Genomic DNA, 18,577 nt, shown 5'->3' on the forward strand with positions numbered 1-18,577 from the left:
CTCGTCTGGGCGCTGCTCCGTGACAACCGCCGCTTCACCACCGAGGCACCGGCCCCCGCAGCCAACGCGGCTTGACACGGTCATTGAAACTCCTCGGTTGATGTGCAAGCTCAGACTTGCACTATCCGGAGGTGCAAGTCAAGGGTTGCGGATGCACGATGGGGACATGGACACGCTGATGGAGCGCCTCCGCGCGGTGCAGGTCTCGTCGCTGTGCGACGCCGACAAGGGGCTCGCCGTCGTCGACGCGGCGATCCGCGCGATGGTCCCGGACGTCTCGTTCGCCGGGCCCGCCTTCACGCTGCTCGCGTACGACGACCACCTGCCGGTGCTCGTCGCCCTGCGCGAGGCCGAGCCCGGCTCGGTGCTGGTCGTGGCCACCAACTCGCTGCGCAAGGCGGTGTCTGGGGAACTGTTCGCCACCGAGGCGCGCCGGCGGGGTCTCGCCGCGATCGTGATCGACGGCTACTGCCGCGACGTCCGCGGGCTGCGCCGAATCGGCCTGCCGGTCCACGCGCGCGGCACCAACCCCATGTCCGGCACGACCCGGGACCCGGGCACCTTCGGGCGGGAGGTGCTCCTCGGGCGGGTGCGCGTCTCCCCGGGTGACCTCCTCGTCGGGGACGACGACGGCATCGTGGTCGGCCCGCGGGAGCGCTTCGCCGCCGCGATCGACACGGCCGAGGAGATCGAGCGGGCGGAGAAGGCGCTCGTCGAGGGCATGGCGGCGGGCCGGGACCTGCACGGCATGACCACGGTCGACGAGCACCTCGCCGCCCTGGCGAAGGAGCAGCCCAGCGCCCTGGGCTTCACGGTCTGACCCGAAGCTCCCGACTCGCGGTGCCGGATCTCCCGACTCGCGGGAGGAGGTCCGCGAGTCGGGACCTTCTGCAGCGCGAGTCGCGAGTTCCGGGGGTCAGGAGGAGAAGGTGATCTCCACAGAGCCGTGGGGGCCGAAGTCGGCGCGAACGGCGTCGCCCGCGGAGATCGCCGGGACGGGGGTGGTGGAGCCGGTCGTCACGATCTCGCCCGCCCGGAGGCCCGTCCCGAGGTGCGCGAGCTCCTCGGCGAGCCACACCAGCGCGGTGCGCGGGTCGCCCATCACCTCGGCGCCGGTACCCGCGGCCGCCTTCTCGCCGTTGATCCACAAGGCTGTCCCCGCTGTGGACAACTCGATCGCCTGCCAGTCGGGGATCTCCGGGCCGAGCACGAACTGCCCCGCGCAGGCGACGTCGGCGAGCAGCTGCGAGCTGCCGGCCCGCGGGTAGTCGCGCAGGCGCGAGTCCGGCACCTCGATCGCCAGGTGCAGTGCCGCCACCGCCGCGAGCACGTCCTCGCGGGACGCGCCAGCCGGCACGTCCGACGCCATCCGGAACGCGAACTCCGCCTCGACCACCCGCATGTGCAGGCCGCCGAAGGGCAGCGTGTCGCCGGGCTCGAAGCGGAAGCGGTCGAACAGCCGGCCCGGCAGCGGGGTGCCGATGCCGATCACGGCCTGGCTCGGCGCCGACGTCGCCGCGATCTTCCAGCCGTAGCCCGGGCCCGCCCGCTCGCCGATCCGCTGCTGGATCGCCCAGCCGGCCGCGTGGTCGTAAGGGCGCAGGTCCTCGGGGAGCTCGTCGATCACGTCGCCGGCCGTCCACGCCGCCCAGAGCAGGTCGGCGGCGTGGTCGGCGGTCGTCAGGGCCTCGGCACTGAGGGGCATGGTGTGATCGTCGCCTCACCGGCCCCCGGAACGCAATGCCGCGACGACCTCCTTCACCCGCGGGTCCGCCACCAGCTCCTCGAGCGACACGGGCAGCGGCAGCCGCCAGTTCGGGTACTCGTCGACGGTCCCGGGCAGGTTGGGCTGACGCGTCTCGCCGACGACGTCGTACGGCGAGGCGAGCACGAGCCGGCTGCGGCTGCGGGCCAGCAGCGCGTGCATCGCGACGACGATCCGGTCCTCGGGGGCGTCGGCCGAGTCGAGCACCCCCTCCGACACGAGCAGGCCGACCAGCTCCTCGCGCTCGGCGGCGGCCTTGCGCTCCTCGGCCGCGACGTCGTCGAGCAGGCCGAGGTCGGCCCGGGCCCGGACGTGCTCGCCGGTCAGGAAGCCCGACGCCGTCGGCAGGTCGTGGGTCGAGATGGTCGCGACCGCCTCCTCCGGCCAGTCGCCGGGCGGCATCAGCGCGTCCTCGCGCTCGGGGTCCCGGGCGAACCAGAGCACGGTCGACCCGAGCATGTTGCGGCCGTGCAGGGCCTCGGTGACCTCGGGTTCCACGGTGCCGAGGTCCTCGCCGACCACCGCCGCGCCCGCCCGGGAGGCCTCGAGCGTGAGGACGGCGAGCATCGCCTCGGCGTCGTAGTGCACGTAGGTGCCGCGGTCGGGCGTGCGGCCCGGCGGCACCCACCAGAGCCGGAACAGCCCGGCGACGTGGTCGATCCGCAGCCCGTCCGCGTGGGTGAGCAGTGCACGGAGCATGTCGCGGTAGGCGGCGTACCCGGTCGCGGCCAGCCGGTCGGGGCGCCACGGCGGCAGGCCCCACGCCTGTCCACGCTGGTTGAAGGCGTCCGGCGGGGCGCCGACGGTCACGTCGAGGGCCAGGACGTCCTGCAGCGCCCAGGCGTCGGCGCCCTCCGGGTCGCACCCCACGGCGAGGTCGTGGATGACGCCGAGGGGCATGCCCGCCTCGCGGGCCGCGGTGCGCGCCGCGGCCAGCTGGTCGGCGAGCCGCTGCTGCACCCAGCCGTGGAACGCGACCCGCGGGGCGAGCTCGCGCCGGGCGCGGCCGACGGCCTCGGAGCCGGGGTGGCGCAGCTCCTCCGGCCACAGGGTGAACCGGCCGCCGTAGCGCTCGGCGAGTGCGCAGTAGGTTGCGAAGTCGACGAGATCGGGACCGGGCTCGACGGGGTCGGGGCGCCCGGCCGACCGCCACAGCAGCTCGAGGGCCGACCGCTTCGCCGCCCACACCCGATCGTGCGCGAGGCGGTCGCCGACGGTCTCCGGACGCAGGGCGTCGACCTCGGCGCGCGTGGCCGGGTCGGCCGCGGCGTACTCGGCCAGGTCGGTGATCCGCAGCGCGAGCGGGGTCGCGAACCGCCGGCTCGACGGCGTGTACGGCGACGGCTGCACCGGCGCGAGCGGGGTGATCGCGTGCAGGGGGTTGAGCAGGATCGCCGACGCGCCCTGCTCTCCGGCGTGCGCGGTGAAGCTCCGCAGATCGCCGAGGTCGCCGATCCCCCAGCTGCCCGCCGAGTGCAGCGCGTAGAGCTGGAGCATCCAGCCCCAGGAGCGCGGGGTCGCCGGCAGTGCCGGAGGCGAGACGACGACCGTGACCTGCTGCTCCGCCGTCTCCAGCCGGTACCAGCCGGGCTCCAGGCCGGCCAGCTCGCCCTCGACCTCGCGGCGGCCGCCGTCCTCGCCGACGAGCACGCCGGGCACGGGCAGCGGCCGGGGACGGTCGGCGCGCAGGCCGATCGTGCCGGGGAGCAGGCCGCGCGCGGCGTTCTCGCGGGCCTCGCTGAGCGCCGCGGCCCGCGCGGCGGGGGTGGTCGCGTCGACCTCGAGCAGACCGAGGACCTCGACGACCACCTCCTCGTCGACGGTGACCGGCCTGCGGTCGCCGTCGTTGTAGCCCGTCGCGACGCCGTGCGCCGCGGCCAGTTCCGAGAGGTCCGGATCGATCGCCACGAGGGGGAATCGTCCCGGATCGGGGCCGCCTCCGCCCGCTCGGATCCCCCGGACGCGCCGGGGCCGGTCACCCGCGCCGACTGAATCGCGCTGAGCTGGGCCGATACCCGCCCGGGCGACACGCCGCGAACCGGTCGCCGAACAGGGTGAAGGGGTCTCCCGGTGCTACGGTCCTCCGACGAGTCCGGGCGGGCCCGCACGTCTCGCGCGGCCGCGGCGAGGGCACCGGTCGGGCCTCGACGAGATCGCGCGAGGAGAGCCGAATGAGCACGTGGGCCCTGGTCGTCATGGTCCTGCTCGTGCTGCTGGCCGCCGGGATCGTCCTGGTGGCGATGCGCCGCGGGGACCGGGGCGGGGCGACCGCCGCCGCCGGTCCCCGGCCCGAACCCCGCCCCGCCGGGCGGACCGTGGGCGACCTGGTCCGCGACCGGTCCGTCGGCGCGCCCGCCGACCCCGAGCCCGCCGAGCCTGCCGCTCCGGCCGAGGACCCGACCACGGCCGAGGACGCGCCCGCCGCGCCGGCCGAGGCGCCCGCGGACGAGCGGCCCGAGGAGCCCCCCGCCGAACGCCGGGTCGTGGCCGAGGAGGTCGACGCCGGCCCCGTCGGTCCTCCGTGGACCCGCGGCTTCGTCGACGGCGTCCCGGTCGAGGCACCCCCGCGCACCCGCCCGCAGCGTCGCTCCTCGGTGGACCCGGCGCTGGTCGCGCGGGTCACCTCGGTGGCGCCGCCCACCCCCAGCCGCGACGACCGCCCGATGGCGCGCGGGATCGTCAGCCCGGCCGTCGCCGAGGCGGTGGCGCGCGCCGAGGCGTCGCGCCGCCAGCAGGGACCCGAGCCGTTGTCGGACGACGCGTCGGTGCCCGCTCCGCGGGACGGCGCCGGTCAGCGCCCGGTCCTCGCCGTGGTGCGGGGCGGGGCGGACGACGGGCGCGAGGTCCGCCGACTGCGTGCGGTGCCGCCGGTGGCCGCGCTGGGGGGCGGTGCCGCCGCGGCGTCGCTCGCCGAGCCGGTGCTGGCGGAGCAGGTGGTCGAGGAGGTCGAGGAGCACCCGGCCGAGCAGGCCGAGGAGCGTCCGGTGGAGGTCGCGGAGCCGGCGGAGGAGTCGGCCGAGGAGTCGGCCGAGGAGTCGGCCGAGGAGTCGGCCGAGGAGTCGGTCGCGGCGCGGGCCGAGGAACCGGCCGAGGAGTCGATCGACTCGCGAGCCGAGGTCGAGGAGCCGGTCCAGGACCGCGCCGAGGAGCCGGTCGACGAGAAGTCGGACGAGCCGGCCGTCGAGGTGTCGCCGGAGCCGATCTCCGAGGTGTCGCCGGAGCCGGCCGCCGAGGAGCTGGCGGAGCCGGTCGCCGACGCCTTCACGGCGGCCCCGACGCCCATCCCCGCGCCGCCCACCAGCTCCGACGTCGTGATCGACACCCCGGCTGCGGAGGCCGCGCCCGCGCCCGTCACGCTGAGCCCCGTGAGCCCGACGACGAGCGCCCCCGAGCCCGCCCCGCAGCCCGCCGACATCGCCCCCGACGAGGCCCGCGCGGCCGAGCACGCCGCCGTCGACCTGGCCCTGCTGCGCACGCTCGGGTTCGCCGACCCCAACCCGCGCCCCGGCGCCGCCCCCGTCGTCGACCTCGCGGTCGTGCACGAGGAGGAGGAGCCGCTCGCGCCCGGCCAGGCCGTGCCCGTGCGGTTCTCGGTGGTGCAGCGGGACCGGTTCCCGGTCGCCGACGCCGCCGTCACGCTCCTCGACCCGCGCGGCCGCGAGACCGCCTCGGCGAAGGCGGACGTCGAGGGCCGCGGCGAGGTCACCGCGCCCCGGCCGGGCGGGTACGTGCTGGTCGCGGCGGCGGACGGGCACCAGCCCGGGGTCGTCGCGCTGACCGTCCCCGCCACCGAGTACGCGGTGGCGGAGGTCGAGGTGCAGCTCGTGCGCTCGTCGACGGTCGCCGGCGCGATCCGTGACGCCGGGGGCTCCGGCGTCGCCGAGGTCGCGGTCTCCCTGCTGCAGGACGGCGAGCTGGTCGCCACCACGATCACCGCGGTCGACGGCGGCTACCGCTTCGGCGAGCTGGCCGCCGGCGAGTACACGATCGCGGTCGTCGCCGAGGGGCGCGAGCCGCGGGGCCTCCCGGTCCGGGTGGGCGAGGAGGCCGACGCGACGCAGGACGTCGTGCTGGCCGGGCCGGTCGCGCGGTCGACCGGCGCCGCCGACCACTGATGCCGGTCGCGGAGGGGCGCCTGCCGGGCGTCCTCGGCGAGCTGTTCTGGCGGGCCTGGCTCCCGGCGACCGAGGCGACCGGGATCGTGCTGGTCAGCCACGGCCTGGGGGAGCACTCCGGCCGCTACGCCGAGCTCGCCGCCGGCCTCACCGCGGACGGCTGGGCGGTGTACGCCCCCGACCACGCCGGCCACGGGCTGTCCGAGGGCCGGCGGGTCGACGGTGGTCCCGCCAACTGGGTCCCCGACCTCGACCTGGTCCGCCGGCACGCCGCCGCCCGGCACCCCGGGCGGCCGGTGATCCTGGTGGGGCACAGCATGGGCGGGCTGATCGCGCTGCGCTACGCCGCCGCGCACCAGGCGGCGCTCGCCGGCCTGGTCCTCTCCGCCCCGGCCCTGTCGAAGCAGGCCGTTCCCGGCCGGCTCGTGCCGGTGCTGACCGCGCTCGCCCGGGTCGCGCCGACGCTGCGGCCGGCGGGGATCGACGTCGCGGACCTCAGCAAGGACCCCGCCGTGGTCGCGGGGTACCGGGCCGATCCGCTCGTCCACCACGGCCACCCGACGCTGCGGCTCGGCTCCGCGATGTTCGACGCCATGGACGAGGTGCTCGCCACCGCGGCGGAGATCAGGCTCCCGGTGCTGCTGCAGCACGGCGTCGACGACCGGATCACGACCGTCGAGACCTCCCGTGCGCTGGCCGCCGTCCTCGGCTCCGAGGACCTCACGGTGGAGTTCTACGAGGGCCTCTGGCACGAGATCTACAACGAGCCGGAGCGGGAGCGCCCGATCGCCGACCTCCGCGCATGGCTCGCCGCCCACCGCTGAGCGTCGCCGACGACGGCATCCGCGACCAACGCTGACGGTCAGGACGCCCCGTCCAGCAGCGGCCGCAGCGCGTCGGCGAAGGCGACGGGCGCGCCGAGGAACCCGCGATGGTCCCCGGGCATCTCGACGAGCGTGGTGCCGAGCGCCGCCGCGAGGGCCTCGGTGGCGCGGCGCGGGACCTGCCCGGCGGAGTCCCGCCCCGCGGCCACGACGATCCGCGGGCCGAGGGAGCGCAGCGCCTCGACGTCCGGCTGGTAGCGGCTGACGGCGACCACCGTGTACGCGAAGAACCCCGGCAGGTTGGCGACGAAGCGGGCGAGCGTCTCCAGGGCGGCCGGGTCGTCCGTCGGCGCGGGCGGCGCGTCGCCGTCCATGCCGGTGTCGGCGAGGAAGCGGGCCATCGCCGCCGGGGTGCCCTCCCGCCGTTGGAGCTCGGCCAGCCGCCCGCCGTCGTGCCGGGCGGGGTCGGGGAACAAGGCGGTGACGGGCGGCTCGTGCGCGATCAGGCGCGCGACCCGCTCGGGCCGCCGCGTGGCGAGCTCCAGGCCGGTGACCGCGCCGGCGCTGCTGCCGAAGACGGTCGCGGGCCCCGCGCGGACCGCCTCGAGCACGCGGTGGGCGTCGTCGGCGAGCGTCACGACGGACGCCGCCGATTCCGGGTCCGCGGCCGGGCTGCGGGAGGTGCCGCGCGGGTCGTACGTGACGACGGTGTGCTCCGCGGCGAGCAGCGGGGCGATCCCGTCGTAGGAGGCGGTGTCGGCCGCCCCACCCGGAATCAGGAGCACGACCGGGCCGGACCCCCGCACCTCGCAGAGGAGACGGGCCCCGGGGACCTCGAGCGCGTCGACGCGAACCCCTGTCACGGGCTCGATGATCCCCTACAGGGACAGCTCCTCGGCAGCGTCCATGTCGAACGCGAGGCGGTCGACGATCGCGGTGAGCAGCGGTCGACGGGGCAGGCCGAGCGAGCGCAGCTCGTCGGCCATCGGATGACCGGAGCCGAGGACCAGCGCGCCCGCCCCGAGGCCGACCCGGATCCCGCGCAGCCGGGCCCGCACGGGACTGGCGAGCATCACGCCGTCGCGCGGGGCGAAGGCGGTCACCGAGCCGGGGACGGTGCCCGGCAGCGCGAACGGCAGCGTCGAGAGGGCCGCGGTGAGGACGTGCGCGCCCTCGTACGCGAGGTGCCCGGTGGCGTGCGAGCCCCGGATGTCCAGCTCGGCGGTCCCGAGCCACTTCGGCAGGCCCCAGAGCGCCCGCCCGGCCTCCATCGTGAACGTCTCGGTGACCGGCAGCTGCGTGATGTGCACGCCGACCCGGCCGCGGAACCGGACGGGGAGGGCGAGGGCCAGCTCGTCGTAGCTGCCGAGGTCGTTGACCCGGTAGTCGACCAGCCCGACGACGGCGAGCGCCCACCCCGCGACGGCCACCGGCTCCAGCCCGGTGCCCTCCAGCAGCGCCGCCGCGCGGGCCGCCCGCACGGGGTACGCGGCGCAGGCCGCGCCCGCGTCGCCGATGCGCACGGGGAAGGTCAGGTGCTTCCCCTGCACCTCCCAGGTGCCGTCGTCGAGCTTCGTCGCCATGCGGGCATCCTGCCCGGTCGGAGGGGCTCCGGGCGGCCGGAGGACGGGCCGCGTCCGGCCCGCGTGGGCCACGGTTCGCCGCGACCACGGGGACCTGGCAGGCTGGTCCGGCGGGGCGCCGGTCCCGCGGTGTGGAGGAGGGCACGTGACGGATCCGGACGGCCCCGGCGTCCGGCGCCTGCTCGCGACCGCCGACCCGGCGGACTCGCCCCTCGGGGCCCCGGGCGGCTGGCCCGCCGAGCTGACCTCGGCCGTCGCCCTCATGCTCGCCTCGCCGCACCCGCTGGCCCTGTTCTGGGGTCGGGAGCACTGCGTTGTCTACAACGACGCGTTCGCCGGCGTCCTCGGCCACCGGCATCCGTGGGCCTTCGGCCGGCCCGGCGCGCAGGTGTGGCCCGAGGTGTGGGACCGGATCGGCCCCGCGCTGCGGCACGTCGTCGACACCGGCGAGGCGGTGCAGCACACGGACGACCGCCTGGTCCTGGACCGCCCCGGCGGCCCGCGGGAGACGTTCTGGCGCTACGCGTTCAGCCCGGTCCGGGCGGCCGACGGTTCGGTCGCGGGCGTGTTCGACGTGATGTCCGAGAGCACCGCGCAGGTCGTGGCCGCCCGGCGCACCGCGCTGCTCGGCCGGCTGGCGCGGCTGGTGCGCGAGGCCGGCCCGGCCGACCCGGCCGCCGCCCACGTCGCCGCCGCGCTGGTGGACTCGCCGGACGTGCCGTTCGCGCTGCTCGGCGGGGTGGGCGCGCCGGTGGCCGTGGGGGTGGACCCGACGCCGGAGCTGGTCGCGCTGCTGGACCGGGAGGGCCTGGTCACGCTGCCGTCGGGCGGGCAGGCCTGGGCGGCCGGGCTCAGCGGCGGGGTCCGGTTGCTGCTCGGCGCGTCGTCCCTGCAGCCGGCAGACGAGGAGCACCGCGAGTTCCTCGCGCTCGTCGCAGGGCACGTGGACGCCGCGCTCGCGGCCGTCCGTGCCGCCGCCGAGGACCGGGAGCGCACCGGCAAGCTGGAGAGCCGCGACCGCAGCCGGACCGAGTTCTTCACCGGCGTCAGCCACGAGTTCCGCACCCCGCTGGCGCTGATCATGGGTCCGCTCGAGCAGCTCCGCGGGGCGGACGACCCGCAGGTCCGGCACGACGCCGACGTGGCGCACCGCAGCGCGCAGCGGATGCTCAAGCTGGTCAACACCCTGCTGGACGTCTCGCGTCTGGAGGAGGGCCACCCCGACGCCGGCTTCACGCCCGTCGACCTCGGCACGCTCACCGGCGAGCTCGCCGCGCTGTTCCGCGCCCCGACCGAGCGCGCCGGCCTGCGGCTGGACGTCGACTGCCCGCCGTCCGAGCGGCCCGCCTGGGTCGACCAGGACATGTGGGAGAAGATCGTCCTCAACCTGCTGAGCAACGCCCTGAAGTTCACGTTCGAGGGCGGCCTGCGGGTGAGCACCCGGATCGAGGACGACCGGTTCGTGCTGCGGATCGCCGACACCGGCACCGGGGTGCCGGCCGCCGAGCTGCCCCGGCTGTTCGACCGCTTCCACCGGGTCCGTGCCGCCCGCGCCCGCTCGCACGAGGGCAGCGGCATCGGGCTGGCCCTGGTCCGCCAGCTCGTCGAGGTGCACGGCGGCACCGTCGACGCGGCCAGCACCCCCGGCGTCGGCAGCACCTTCACCGTGCGGCTGCCGCTCGGCTTCAGCCACCTGCCGGTCGAGGGCATCACCCTCGGGCGGCCCGCGGTCACGCCGCACCCGCGCCCCGAGACGTTCGAGCCGTTCGTCGCCGAGGCCCTGCGCTGGACGCCCGCGCGGCCCGAGGACCGCGGGACGCCGCGGCTGCCGGAGTCCGTCGACCCGCCGCAGGGCCGCGTGCTCGTGGTCGAGGACGACCCCGACATGCGCGAGCACCTTCATCGGCTGCTGAGCGAGAACTGGTCGGTGCACGCCGTGGCCAGTGGCACCGAGGCGCTCGACGTGGCCCGCTCCGACCCTCCGGACCTGGTCGTCGCGGACGTCATGATGCCCGAGCTCGACGGCATCGGGCTGCTCCGCGCGCTGCGCGCCGACGCCCGCACCGCGGGCCTGCCGGTGGTGCTGCTCTCGGCGCGGGCCGGCGAGGAGGCCGCGGTCGAGGGCCTGGCCGCGGGCGCGGACGACTACCTCGTCAAGCCCTTCTCCGCGCGGGAGCTGCTCGCGCGCGTCGCCAACCACCTGCACCTCGGCCGGGTCCGGCGGGCCGCCGAGCTGCGCTTCCGGGCGATGGCCAACTCCACACCCGCGCTCATCTGGGTCGACGACGCCGGCGGGCACCGCGTGTTCGTCAACCGCGGCTGGCTGGACTTCACCGGGGCGCGGGACGCCGTCGGCGAGCTCGGGCTGGACTGGCGCGAGCGCATCCACCCGGACGACCGCGAGCGCTACCGCTCGGTCGTCGAGGCGGCGACGCGGGCGGGCGCGCCGTTCGAGGTGGAGTACCGCCTGCGGGGCGGCGACGGCCGGTTCCGCTGGGTGCTCGACCGTGGTGCCCCGGTCGGCGCGGCGGGCAGCACGGACGGTGGCCCGGCCGGGCGGCGGGTCGGGTACGTCGGCGGCTGCCTCGACATCGACGCCCGGCACACCGAGCAGCGCCGCCACCAGCTCTACGCCGTCGTCGGCGACGCCCTGGACCGGGAGATCAGCCAGTCCGCGCGGCTGGAGGCGTTCGCCCGGACCGTCGTCGACCAGGGCCTGGGCGACATCGTGCGCGTGTTCACGGACGACGGCGCCGGCCCGGCCCTGCGGATCGTCGCCGCCACCGACCCGGACGTCGAGCGGGAGCTGCGGACCCTGCCCGGCCTGCCGGTGCTGCACCAGCTCGCCGATGTCGACGACCCGGTGCTGCTGCCGCCCGAGGAGCTCGCGGCCGCCTTCGGCGAGACCCCGCCCGAGGACCAGGACGTGTGGCGCCGGTCCCGGGCGCACTCCGCGTTGTTCGTCCCGCTCCGGGCCCGCGGCGGGATGCTCGGCATGTTCGCCGTCGCGCGCACGGGCGCCTCCCCGGTGCTCGACGAGTCCGACGCCGTGCTGTTCACCGAGATCGCGCGGCGCGCGGCGGTCGCGGTGGACAACGCGCGGCTGCTGGAGCAGGAACGCGCCAGCAGCACGCAGCTGGGCCTGCTGCACCGCGCGACCGCCGAGATGTCCGCGGCCGCGACCCCCGCCGAGGTCGCCCGGACCGCGACCAGCCACCTCGTGGCGCTGCTCGGGTCCGCGGTGGCCGGGGTGTGGCAGACCCGCGGCCAGGACCTGCAGCTCCTGGCGTTGCAGGGCTGGCAGGGGGAGCCGCCCGCGGAGCTCAGCACCGTCTCCCTCGACGGCGACCACCCGGCGCGCACCGCGCTGCGCACCCGGCAGGCGCTCTGGTTCGAGGACGCCGAGGGCCTGCGCAGCGAGCATCCCCCGGCCGCGCAGTGGCTGAGCACCTTCGGGATCGAGGCCGCGTTCTGGGTGCCGCTCGTGGCGGGGGACCGGGACCTCGGCATGATCGCCGTCGGATTCGCCGGGCCGCGGGCTCTCACCGACAGCGACCGCGAGGCGACGCTGGCCGTGGCGGAGCTGGCGGCCCAGGCGTTGGACCGCTCGCTGCTGCTGGTCGCCGAGACCGAGGGCCGCCGGCTCGCCGAGCGGCTCGGCGCCGTGGCCACCGCGCTCTCCCGCGCCACCGACCTGGAGTCGGTGGCCGACGTGATCCTCGCCCACGCGCGGTCGGCGATCGGCGCCGAGGCCGTCGTCGTGCTGCTGGTGGACGACGAGGGCCTCCTGCACACCCTGGCCGCCGACGGCTGGGCGGACCAGGACACCGGCCGGATCGTCGAGCACGGTCTGCGGGTGACCTCCGACCATCCGCTGGGCCAGGTGGTGCGCTCGGCCGAGCCGATCTGGGCCGCGGACGGGCAGCCGACGCCGTACCCGGTGCGCACGGCCGTCCCGCTGCTGGTCGCGGGCCGCGCGATCGGCGTGATCGGGCTCGGCTTCGGCCGCGACCCGGCCTTCGGGCCGGACGAGCGCGGACTGGTGCTCACCCTGGCCAGCCAGTGCGCGCAGGCGGTCCAGCGGGCGCGGCTGCACCAGGCCGAGCACGAGGTCGCCGTGACCCTGCAGCGCAGCCTGCTGCCGCAGGAGCTGCCGCAGCTCGAGCGGCTCGCCGTGGCGACCCGGTACAACCCGGGGACCGAGGGCACCGAGGCGGGCGGGGACTGGTTCGACGTGCTCGACCTCGCCGACGGCCGGGTGGCGCTGGTGGTCGGGGACGTGGTCGGGCGCGGGCCGTCGGCCGCCGCCGTCATGGGGCAGCTGCGCAGCGCGCTCGCCGCGAACCTGGTCAACGGCCAGCCGCCGGCCACCGCCCTCGAGCAGCTCGACCTGTTCGCCCGCCGGGTCACCGGCGCCCGGGCCAGCACGGTCGCCTGCGCTGTCGTCGACACGGCGTCGGGGGAGCTGCGCTACGCGTGCGCCGGCCATCCCGCGCCGCTGGTCGCCGGCCCGGACGGGGTCCGGCTGCTCGACGGCGGCCGGGGCACCCCGCTCGGCGTCGCGGGCCGCCCGCCGTTCGCGGAGGCCGACGGCCGGATCGAGCCGGGGGAGACGATCCTGCTCTGCTCGGACGGGCTGTTCGAGCGCCGCACCGAGGTGATCGACGACGGCATGGACCGGCTGGCCACGACCTTCGGCGCGCTGGCCGGGCACCGGCCGTCGGACATGGTCGACGTGCTGCTGGAGCGGATGCTCGACGCGGAGGGCGCCCCGGACGACACCGTCGTGGTGCTGGCCCGGCGGGTGCCCGAGCCCCTGACCCGGTCGATGCCGGCCGACGCCGAGTGCCTGGCCCCGATGCGCCGGGCGATCGCGGAGTGGGCGGCCCGCTGCGGGCTGGGCGAGGACGGCACCACCGACCTGCAGCTCGCCGTGGGGGAGGCGGTGACCAACGCCGTCGAGCACGCCTACACCAACGGCGACCGGCCGCCTGCCGACGCGGTCGAGCTCTCCCTGGAGCTGCAGCCGGAGGGCTCGGTCGCGGTGCGGGTCGTCGACCACGGGCTCTGGCGGCCGCCGCCCGCCGACCCCGGCTACCGGGGGCGCGGCCTCGCGCTGATCCGGGAGCTGGCCGAGGACGTCGAGGTCCTGCCGGCGGACGACGGCACCGAGGTCTGGTTCCGGCTGCCGGCGCTGCCCGTGGAGGTGGTCCCGCGGCTGCCCGGCGGGGCGGCCGACCGGCCCGCCGAGCCCGCGCGGACCGACGGCGGCCCGGCCGTCACCCGGCTGCGGCGCTGGGCGGACCAGCACACGGTGCGCGTGCACGTGGAGGGGGACCTCGATCTCGCGGGCGTCGCCGCGGTGCGGACGGACCTGCTCGCCGAGCTGGACCGCGGCGGGCCGCTCACCCTCACCCTGGCCGCAGACTCGTACGTCTCCAGCTCGGGGATCGCACTGCTGTCCGAGCTGGCGCAGCGCGCGCGGTCCGGCGGCACGGAGTTGAGCGTGGTCACACCCTCGGACAGTCCGGCGCGCCGGATCCTGGTCCTCGCGGGGCTGGACACCCTGATCGGCGCGGTCCCGGACCCCTGAGCGGGCGGAACGGGGCGCTGACCGGACATTCGGGTCCGGGTCCCGGGCGCTGGGAGCGGATTTCCGTCCGGGGCGCCGGGTGTGCTGGAATCACCGACGTGATGCCCGCGTGGAACCTCGGCCCCATCTGGGAGAGCCGCCGCGGGCACGTGTTCGACGAGTGCTGTCGACGCTCGAGCTGACCCAGTCCCCCGCTCGCGTCGTCCCCTACTGGAGTACCTCGTGCTCGCGCACGCCCGCACCGTGTCCCGTGCGGCGGTCCGCACCGCCGCTCCCACCCCGCTCGACCTCTCCGACCTCACCGCGCTGACCCGCCGGTACGCCGAAGAGGTCCGGCTCGGCCGGCATGCGGTGCACGTCGATCCAGTGCACCGCTGGTCCCGCCGCCTGCACAGCGACGACGTCGTGGACGTCTGGCTGATCAGCTGGGCCCAGGAGCAGATCGCTGAGCTGCACGACCACGCCGGCTCGCTCGGCGCGCTCACCGTGGTCTCCGGTGACCTCGTCGAACAGCGCTGGGTCGCCGGCGAGGGGCTGCGGGCCCGTACGCTGCGGGCGGGGCGCGGCGCCGCCTTCCCGCTCGGCCACGTGCACGACGTCGCCAACCACCTCGAGTCGCCCGCGGTCAGCGTGCACGCGTACTCGCCGCCGCTGACCGCGATGAGCTACTACGAGGTGGCGTCCGGCCCGGGCGGGGAGTTCCTGCGCCGCACCCGCACGGAGCTGACTGACGAACCGGAGAAGGTGGGGGCATGACCCGCTCGATCGCCGACGTGCTGGCCGAGGCGCGGGCCCGGCTGGACCGCGTGGGCCCGCAGGAGGCCGCCGCGCTGCTGCGCGAGGGCGCGCGCCTGGTCGACACCCGCCCGCAGTGGCAGCGCGACGAGGAGGGCTCCTTCGCCGCCGCGCTGGTCATCGAGCGCAACCACCTGGAGTGGCGGCTCGACCCGGCCTCCGACGCCCGCATCCCCGAGGCCGTCGACCACGACGTCACCTGGATCGTGGCCTGCTCCGAGGGCTACAGCTCCAGCCTCGCCGCCGCCTCCCTGCAGGACCTGGGCCTGCACAACGCCACCGACCTCGACGGCGGCTTCCGGGCCTGGAAGGCGGCCGGCCTCCCCACCCGCTGAATTCCGTAGGCGTGCGTCGTGGGCGCTCGAATGGTACCGAAGTGGTACCGTATGCGAATGGCCATGAACCTACGGCTGACCGACGAGGAGGCCCGGGCCCTGCGGGCGCAAGCCGAGGCGGAGGACCGCTCGATGCAGGACGTTGCGCGGGCTGCTGTGCGGGAGTACATCGCCCGTCGCGACCACACGAAGCTGGTGTCGAGCGCGCTCGACGAGCTGACACCTCGCTACCGGAATCTGCTCAAGCGTCTCGGCGAGGCGTGATCTCCTACCTGACCCTCGACGACCTTCTCGTCATCGCCGAGTACGCCGTCGAGGGCGAGGTCCTGGTCCGGGACATCGGGTTGCTCGAGTCGGCGCTGGCCCGGCCCCGGGCGAACTTCATGGGCCGCGAGGCGTACCCGGATCTCCCGACGAAGGCTGCCGCTCTGCTGCATTCACTGGCGACGAACCATGCGCTCGTCGACGGGAACAAGCGGCTGGCCTTCCTCGCGTCCGCGGTATTCCTCCGGATCAACGGGCGCGACCTGACGCTCTCCGAGGACGAGATGTTCGATCTCGTCATCGGCGTTGCCGACGGGACCATGCGGGACGTCGAGAAGATCGCCGAACGGATCGCGGCCGGGTTCCGAGAGGTCTGACCTTCAGTCGGCGAGGCCGGCGTAGGTGTCGCGTAGCTCGCGCTTGAGGATCTTGCCGCTGGGGTTCTTGGGCAGCTCGTCGACGACCACCACGTACTTCGGGGCCTTGAACCCGGCGAGGCGTTCCCGGGTGTGGGCGACGATCTCGGCCGGCTCGGCGGTGGCGCCCTCCCGGAGCACGACGGCGGCGGCGACGGCCTCGATCCACTCCGGGTGCTTCACCCCGAACACCGCGACCTCGCTGACCGCGGGGTGTTCGTAGATCGCGTCCTCGACCTCGCGGCTCGCGACGTTCTCGCCGCCGGTGATGATGATGTCCTTCTTGCGGTCGACGATCGTGAGGTAGCCGTCGGCGTCCATCACCCCGAGGTCGCCGCTGTGGAACCAGCCGTTCCGGAAGGCCTCGGCGGTCGCCTCCGGCTTGCCCCAGTACCCGCGCATGGCGTGCGGGGTGCGGTGCACGATCTCGCCGACCTGGCCGACGGGCACCGGGTTGTCCTCGTCGTCGTGCAGCCGGGTCTCGACGTTCAGGCTCGCCCGCCCCGCCGTGCCCGCCTTGGCGATCTGCTCCTCCGGGAACAGCACCGTGGCATTGGGTGCCAGCTCGGTCTGGCCGTAGTAGTTGAACAGCCGGATCGCGGGCAGCCGCTCGCCGAGCTCCTTCAGCACGGCGACGGGCATGATCGCCGCGCCGTAGTAGCCCTTGCGCAGCGAGCCCAGGTCGTAGTGGTCGAAGTCGGGGGAGCGCAGCAGCCGGATCCACACCGTCGGCGGGCAGAACATCTTGGTGATCTTCTCGGCCTCGACCGTGCGCAGGATCGTCCCCGGGTCCGGCGAGTCGACGATCACGCTGGTTGCGCCGAGGTAGACGTCCGGCGTGAGGAAGTCGTGCAGCGCCGCGCAGTGGTAGAGCGGCAGGGCGTGCAGCTCGACGTCGTCGCGGTGGTATTCGCCGTCGACAATGTCCGAGACGTACTGGGCGATCAGGTTCCGGCTCGTCATGATCGCGCCCTTGGGGGCCGACGTGGTGCCGCTGGTGTAGAGCAGCTGGACCGGGTCGTCGTCGCCGATCTCGACGTCGGGCTCGACGGCGTCGGCATGCGCGAGCAGCTCGTCGAAGCCCACCCAGCCGTCCCGCGCGCCCACCACGACCTGCAGCTCGACCGGGACACCGGCCTCCTCGAACGTCGGCGCGAGCCGTTCGGACACGATCGCCGCGCGGGCCCCGCTGTCCTCCAGCGCGTAGCGCACCTCGCCCGCGGTGAAGTTGAAGTTGACCGGCACGGAGATCGCGCCGATCCGGGCCAGCGCGAAGTAGGCGACGACGAAGGCGTACGAGTTGTGCGACAGGATCGCCACCCGCCGGTTCCGCCGCACACCCCGCGCGACCAGGGCGTTCGCCATCCGGTTGGCGTCGGCGTCGAGCTCGGCGAAGGTCCGCCGGGTGTCGCGGTGGACCACCGCGAGCTTGTCCGGGTACTTCTTCGCCGTGCGGGCCAGCAGCGAGCCGATGCTCTGCCGCCGCGCCCGCGCGAGCTCCGCGGTGTACGGCGGGAGGTAGCGGTCGAGGTCGTCGGCGCTGTCGTCGTCGGTCATGCGCGGGGCCTCCTCGTCGAGCTGTCCGGTGATCAGTAGACCCCGCCCGCTCGTCTCGGGTCGACACCCCTCGTGAGTGGCGATCGCTGCTATGGCGACCATCGCCACTCAGGGGGTCAGGAGAACGCGCCGATGCCCGTGATCTCCTTGCCGACGATCAGGGTCTGGATGGTCTCGGTGCCCTCGAAGGTGTGGATCGCCTCGATGTCCGCCCAGTGCCGGGCGACATGGTGCTCGAGCAGGATCCCGTTGCCGCCGAGCAGGTCCCGCGCGGTGCCGAGGATCCGGCGGGCGGTGCGGGTGTTGTTCATCTTGGCCAGGCCGGCGATGGTCGGGGAGAGTCGCCCGGCCTCGGCGAGCCGGCCGATCTGCATGCAGTACAGCTGCATGCCGATGAGGTCGGCGAGCATCTGCACCAGCCTCTCCTGCACGATCTGGAACGCGGCCAGCGGTTTGCCGAACTGGGTGCGCTCCTTGGCGTAGCGGAGCGCGGCGTCGTAGCCCGCGGTCGCGTGGCCGAGGGCCATCCAGGCGCAGAGCCCGCGGGTCGACGCGAGGACGGCGGCGCAGTCGGCGAAGGTGCGGGCCCCGGTCAGCCGGTTCTCGTCGGGCACCCGGACACCGGTGAGCGTGATGTCGGCCTGCCAGACCGCGCGCACCGACACCTTGCCGCCGATCACGGTGGCCGCGTAGCCCTCGGCCGGGGTCTCCACGACGAAGCCCTTGACCTCGCCGTCGGCCACGTCCCGGGCCCACACGACGACGAGGTCGGCGATGGTGCCGTTGCCGATCCAGCGCTTGCGGCCGTCGAGCACCCAGTGGTCGCCGTCCCGGCGGGCGGTGGTCTCCAGGGCGACCGAGTCCGACCCGTGCTCCGGCTCGGTGAGCGCGAACGCGCCCAGCCGCTGCATCGTGGACATCGACGGCAGCCAGCGCTGCTTCTGCTCCTCGCTGCCGCACATCGCGATCGACTGCATCGCCAGCCCGGCGTGCACGCCGAGGAAGGTGCCCAGCGAGCCGTCGCCGCGGTGCAGCTCCATGTGGACGAGCCCGCAGGCCAGCGGGCTCATCGCGGCCGCGCCGTAGCCGGTGATCGTCTCGCCGACGATGCCCAGCTCGGGCAGCCTGCGGAAGAGGTGCCACGGCAGCTCGCCGCGCTCCCAGTACCCGCCGATCTCCGGCAGCACCTCGGCGTCGACGAACTTCCGGACGGCGGCGAACCGCTCCCACTGCTCGTCCGTGAACTGCTCGCGGACCGAGAAGAAGTCCGTACCCAGCGCCTCGCCGAGGTGGGCGTACTGCGGCTCCATGCGATCACCTTGCCCTGTCC

14 protein-coding genes are annotated in these 18,577 nt (G+C 75.5%); 8 read left to right on the forward strand and 6 right to left on the reverse strand.

What is annotated here, in order from left to right:
• Window positions 1-166: 166 nt before the first annotated feature.
• A complete protein-coding gene (locus tag PKE99_RS30035) occupies window positions 167-820 on the forward strand; it encodes an RraA family protein (protein ID WP_231498385.1) in 654 nt (217 codons plus the stop codon).
• Between the two features lie 96 nt (window positions 821-916).
• Here PKE99_RS30035 and PKE99_RS30040 read toward each other — a convergent pair whose 3' ends face one another.
• Together PKE99_RS30040 and malQ are read right to left on the reverse strand one after the other, a co-directional pair.
• Complete coding sequence (locus PKE99_RS30040) at window positions 917-1,705, reverse strand: 2-keto-4-pentenoate hydratase (protein WP_037051481.1); 789 nt, start codon at window positions 1,703-1,705, stop codon at window positions 917-919.
• 15 nt (window positions 1,706-1,720) lie between these two features.
• A complete protein-coding gene (gene malQ / locus PKE99_RS30045; protein ID WP_156068009.1) occupies window positions 1,721-3,667 on the reverse strand; it encodes a 4-alpha-glucanotransferase in 1,947 nt (648 codons plus the stop codon).
• A gap of 269 nt (window positions 3,668-3,936) precedes the next feature.
• On the opposite strand from malQ, the gene PKE99_RS30050 reads away from it, so the two are divergent.
• Window positions 3,937-5,880: an MSCRAMM family protein gene (locus tag PKE99_RS30050; RefSeq protein WP_037051476.1), complete on the forward strand. Its 1,944-nt coding sequence runs from the start codon at window positions 3,937-3,939 to the stop codon at window positions 5,878-5,880.
• On the forward strand, window positions 5,880-6,704 hold the full coding sequence (locus PKE99_RS30055; RefSeq protein ID WP_037051474.1) for an alpha/beta hydrolase: 825 nt from the start codon (window positions 5,880-5,882) through the stop codon (window positions 6,702-6,704). The genes PKE99_RS30050 and PKE99_RS30055 overlap by 1 nt, the downstream gene beginning before the upstream one ends.
• Before the next feature lie 38 nt (window positions 6,705-6,742).
• Here the strand turns inward: PKE99_RS30055 and PKE99_RS30060 are convergent, their stop codons facing one another.
• Both PKE99_RS30060 and PKE99_RS30065 read right to left on the reverse strand, forming a co-directional pair.
• Window positions 6,743-7,567, reverse strand: coding sequence for an alpha/beta fold hydrolase (locus PKE99_RS30060; protein ID WP_037051471.1), 825 nt, complete (start codon window positions 7,565-7,567; stop codon window positions 6,743-6,745).
• A 15-nt stretch (window positions 7,568-7,582) separates the two neighbouring features.
• The gene (locus PKE99_RS30065; RefSeq protein WP_051738071.1) at window positions 7,583-8,287 is read right to left on the reverse strand and encodes an acetoacetate decarboxylase family protein; all 705 of its coding nucleotides are present in this window, start codon (window positions 8,285-8,287) and stop codon (window positions 7,583-7,585) included.
• A gap of 145 nt (window positions 8,288-8,432) precedes the next feature.
• Here PKE99_RS30065 and PKE99_RS30070 point away from each other — a divergent pair, with 145 nt between their 5' ends.
• The 5 genes from PKE99_RS30070 (at window position 8,433) to PKE99_RS30090 (ending at window position 15,651) form a co-directional block, all read left to right on the forward strand.
• Complete coding sequence (locus PKE99_RS30070; protein ID WP_051738070.1) at window positions 8,433-13,880, forward strand: SpoIIE family protein phosphatase; 5,448 nt, start codon at window positions 8,433-8,435, stop codon at window positions 13,878-13,880.
• A 222-nt stretch (window positions 13,881-14,102) separates the two neighbouring features.
• Window positions 14,103-14,636 carry a cysteine dioxygenase gene (locus tag PKE99_RS30075; protein ID WP_197040821.1) on the forward strand — a complete coding sequence of 178 codons (534 nt, stop codon included), beginning with the start codon at window positions 14,103-14,105 and terminating at the stop codon, window positions 14,634-14,636.
• A complete protein-coding gene (locus PKE99_RS30080) occupies window positions 14,633-15,010 on the forward strand; it encodes a rhodanese-like domain-containing protein (protein WP_037051467.1) in 378 nt (125 codons plus the stop codon). Before PKE99_RS30075 ends, PKE99_RS30080 begins: the two co-directional genes overlap by 4 nt.
• A gap of 57 nt (window positions 15,011-15,067) precedes the next feature.
• Window positions 15,068-15,274: a ribbon-helix-helix protein, CopG family gene (locus PKE99_RS30085; protein ID WP_156068001.1), complete on the forward strand. Its 207-nt coding sequence runs from the start codon at window positions 15,068-15,070 to the stop codon at window positions 15,272-15,274.
• Entirely contained in the window at window positions 15,271-15,651 is a 381-nt protein-coding gene (locus tag PKE99_RS30090; RefSeq protein ID WP_197040820.1) for a type II toxin-antitoxin system death-on-curing family toxin, read from the forward strand. The genes PKE99_RS30085 and PKE99_RS30090 overlap by 4 nt, the downstream gene beginning before the upstream one ends.
• A 3-nt stretch (window positions 15,652-15,654) precedes the next feature.
• Here PKE99_RS30090 and PKE99_RS30095 read toward each other — a convergent pair whose 3' ends face one another.
• Together PKE99_RS30095 and PKE99_RS30100 are read right to left on the reverse strand one after the other, a co-directional pair.
• Window positions 15,655-17,247 (reverse strand): fatty acyl-CoA synthetase, encoded by a 1,593-nt coding sequence (locus PKE99_RS30095; RefSeq protein ID WP_037051466.1) that lies wholly within the window; start codon window positions 17,245-17,247, stop codon window positions 15,655-15,657.
• Window positions 17,248-17,363: 116 nt separating this feature from the next.
• Window positions 17,364-18,557: an acyl-CoA dehydrogenase family protein gene (locus PKE99_RS30100; protein ID WP_037051465.1), complete on the reverse strand. Its 1,194-nt coding sequence runs from the start codon at window positions 18,555-18,557 to the stop codon at window positions 17,364-17,366.
• Window positions 18,558-18,577: the final 20 nt, after the last annotated feature.

It is taken from the genome of Pseudonocardia halophobica (assembly GCF_027922425.1).
Lineage (GTDB): Bacteria > Actinomycetota > Actinomycetes > Mycobacteriales > Pseudonocardiaceae > Pseudonocardia > Pseudonocardia halophobica.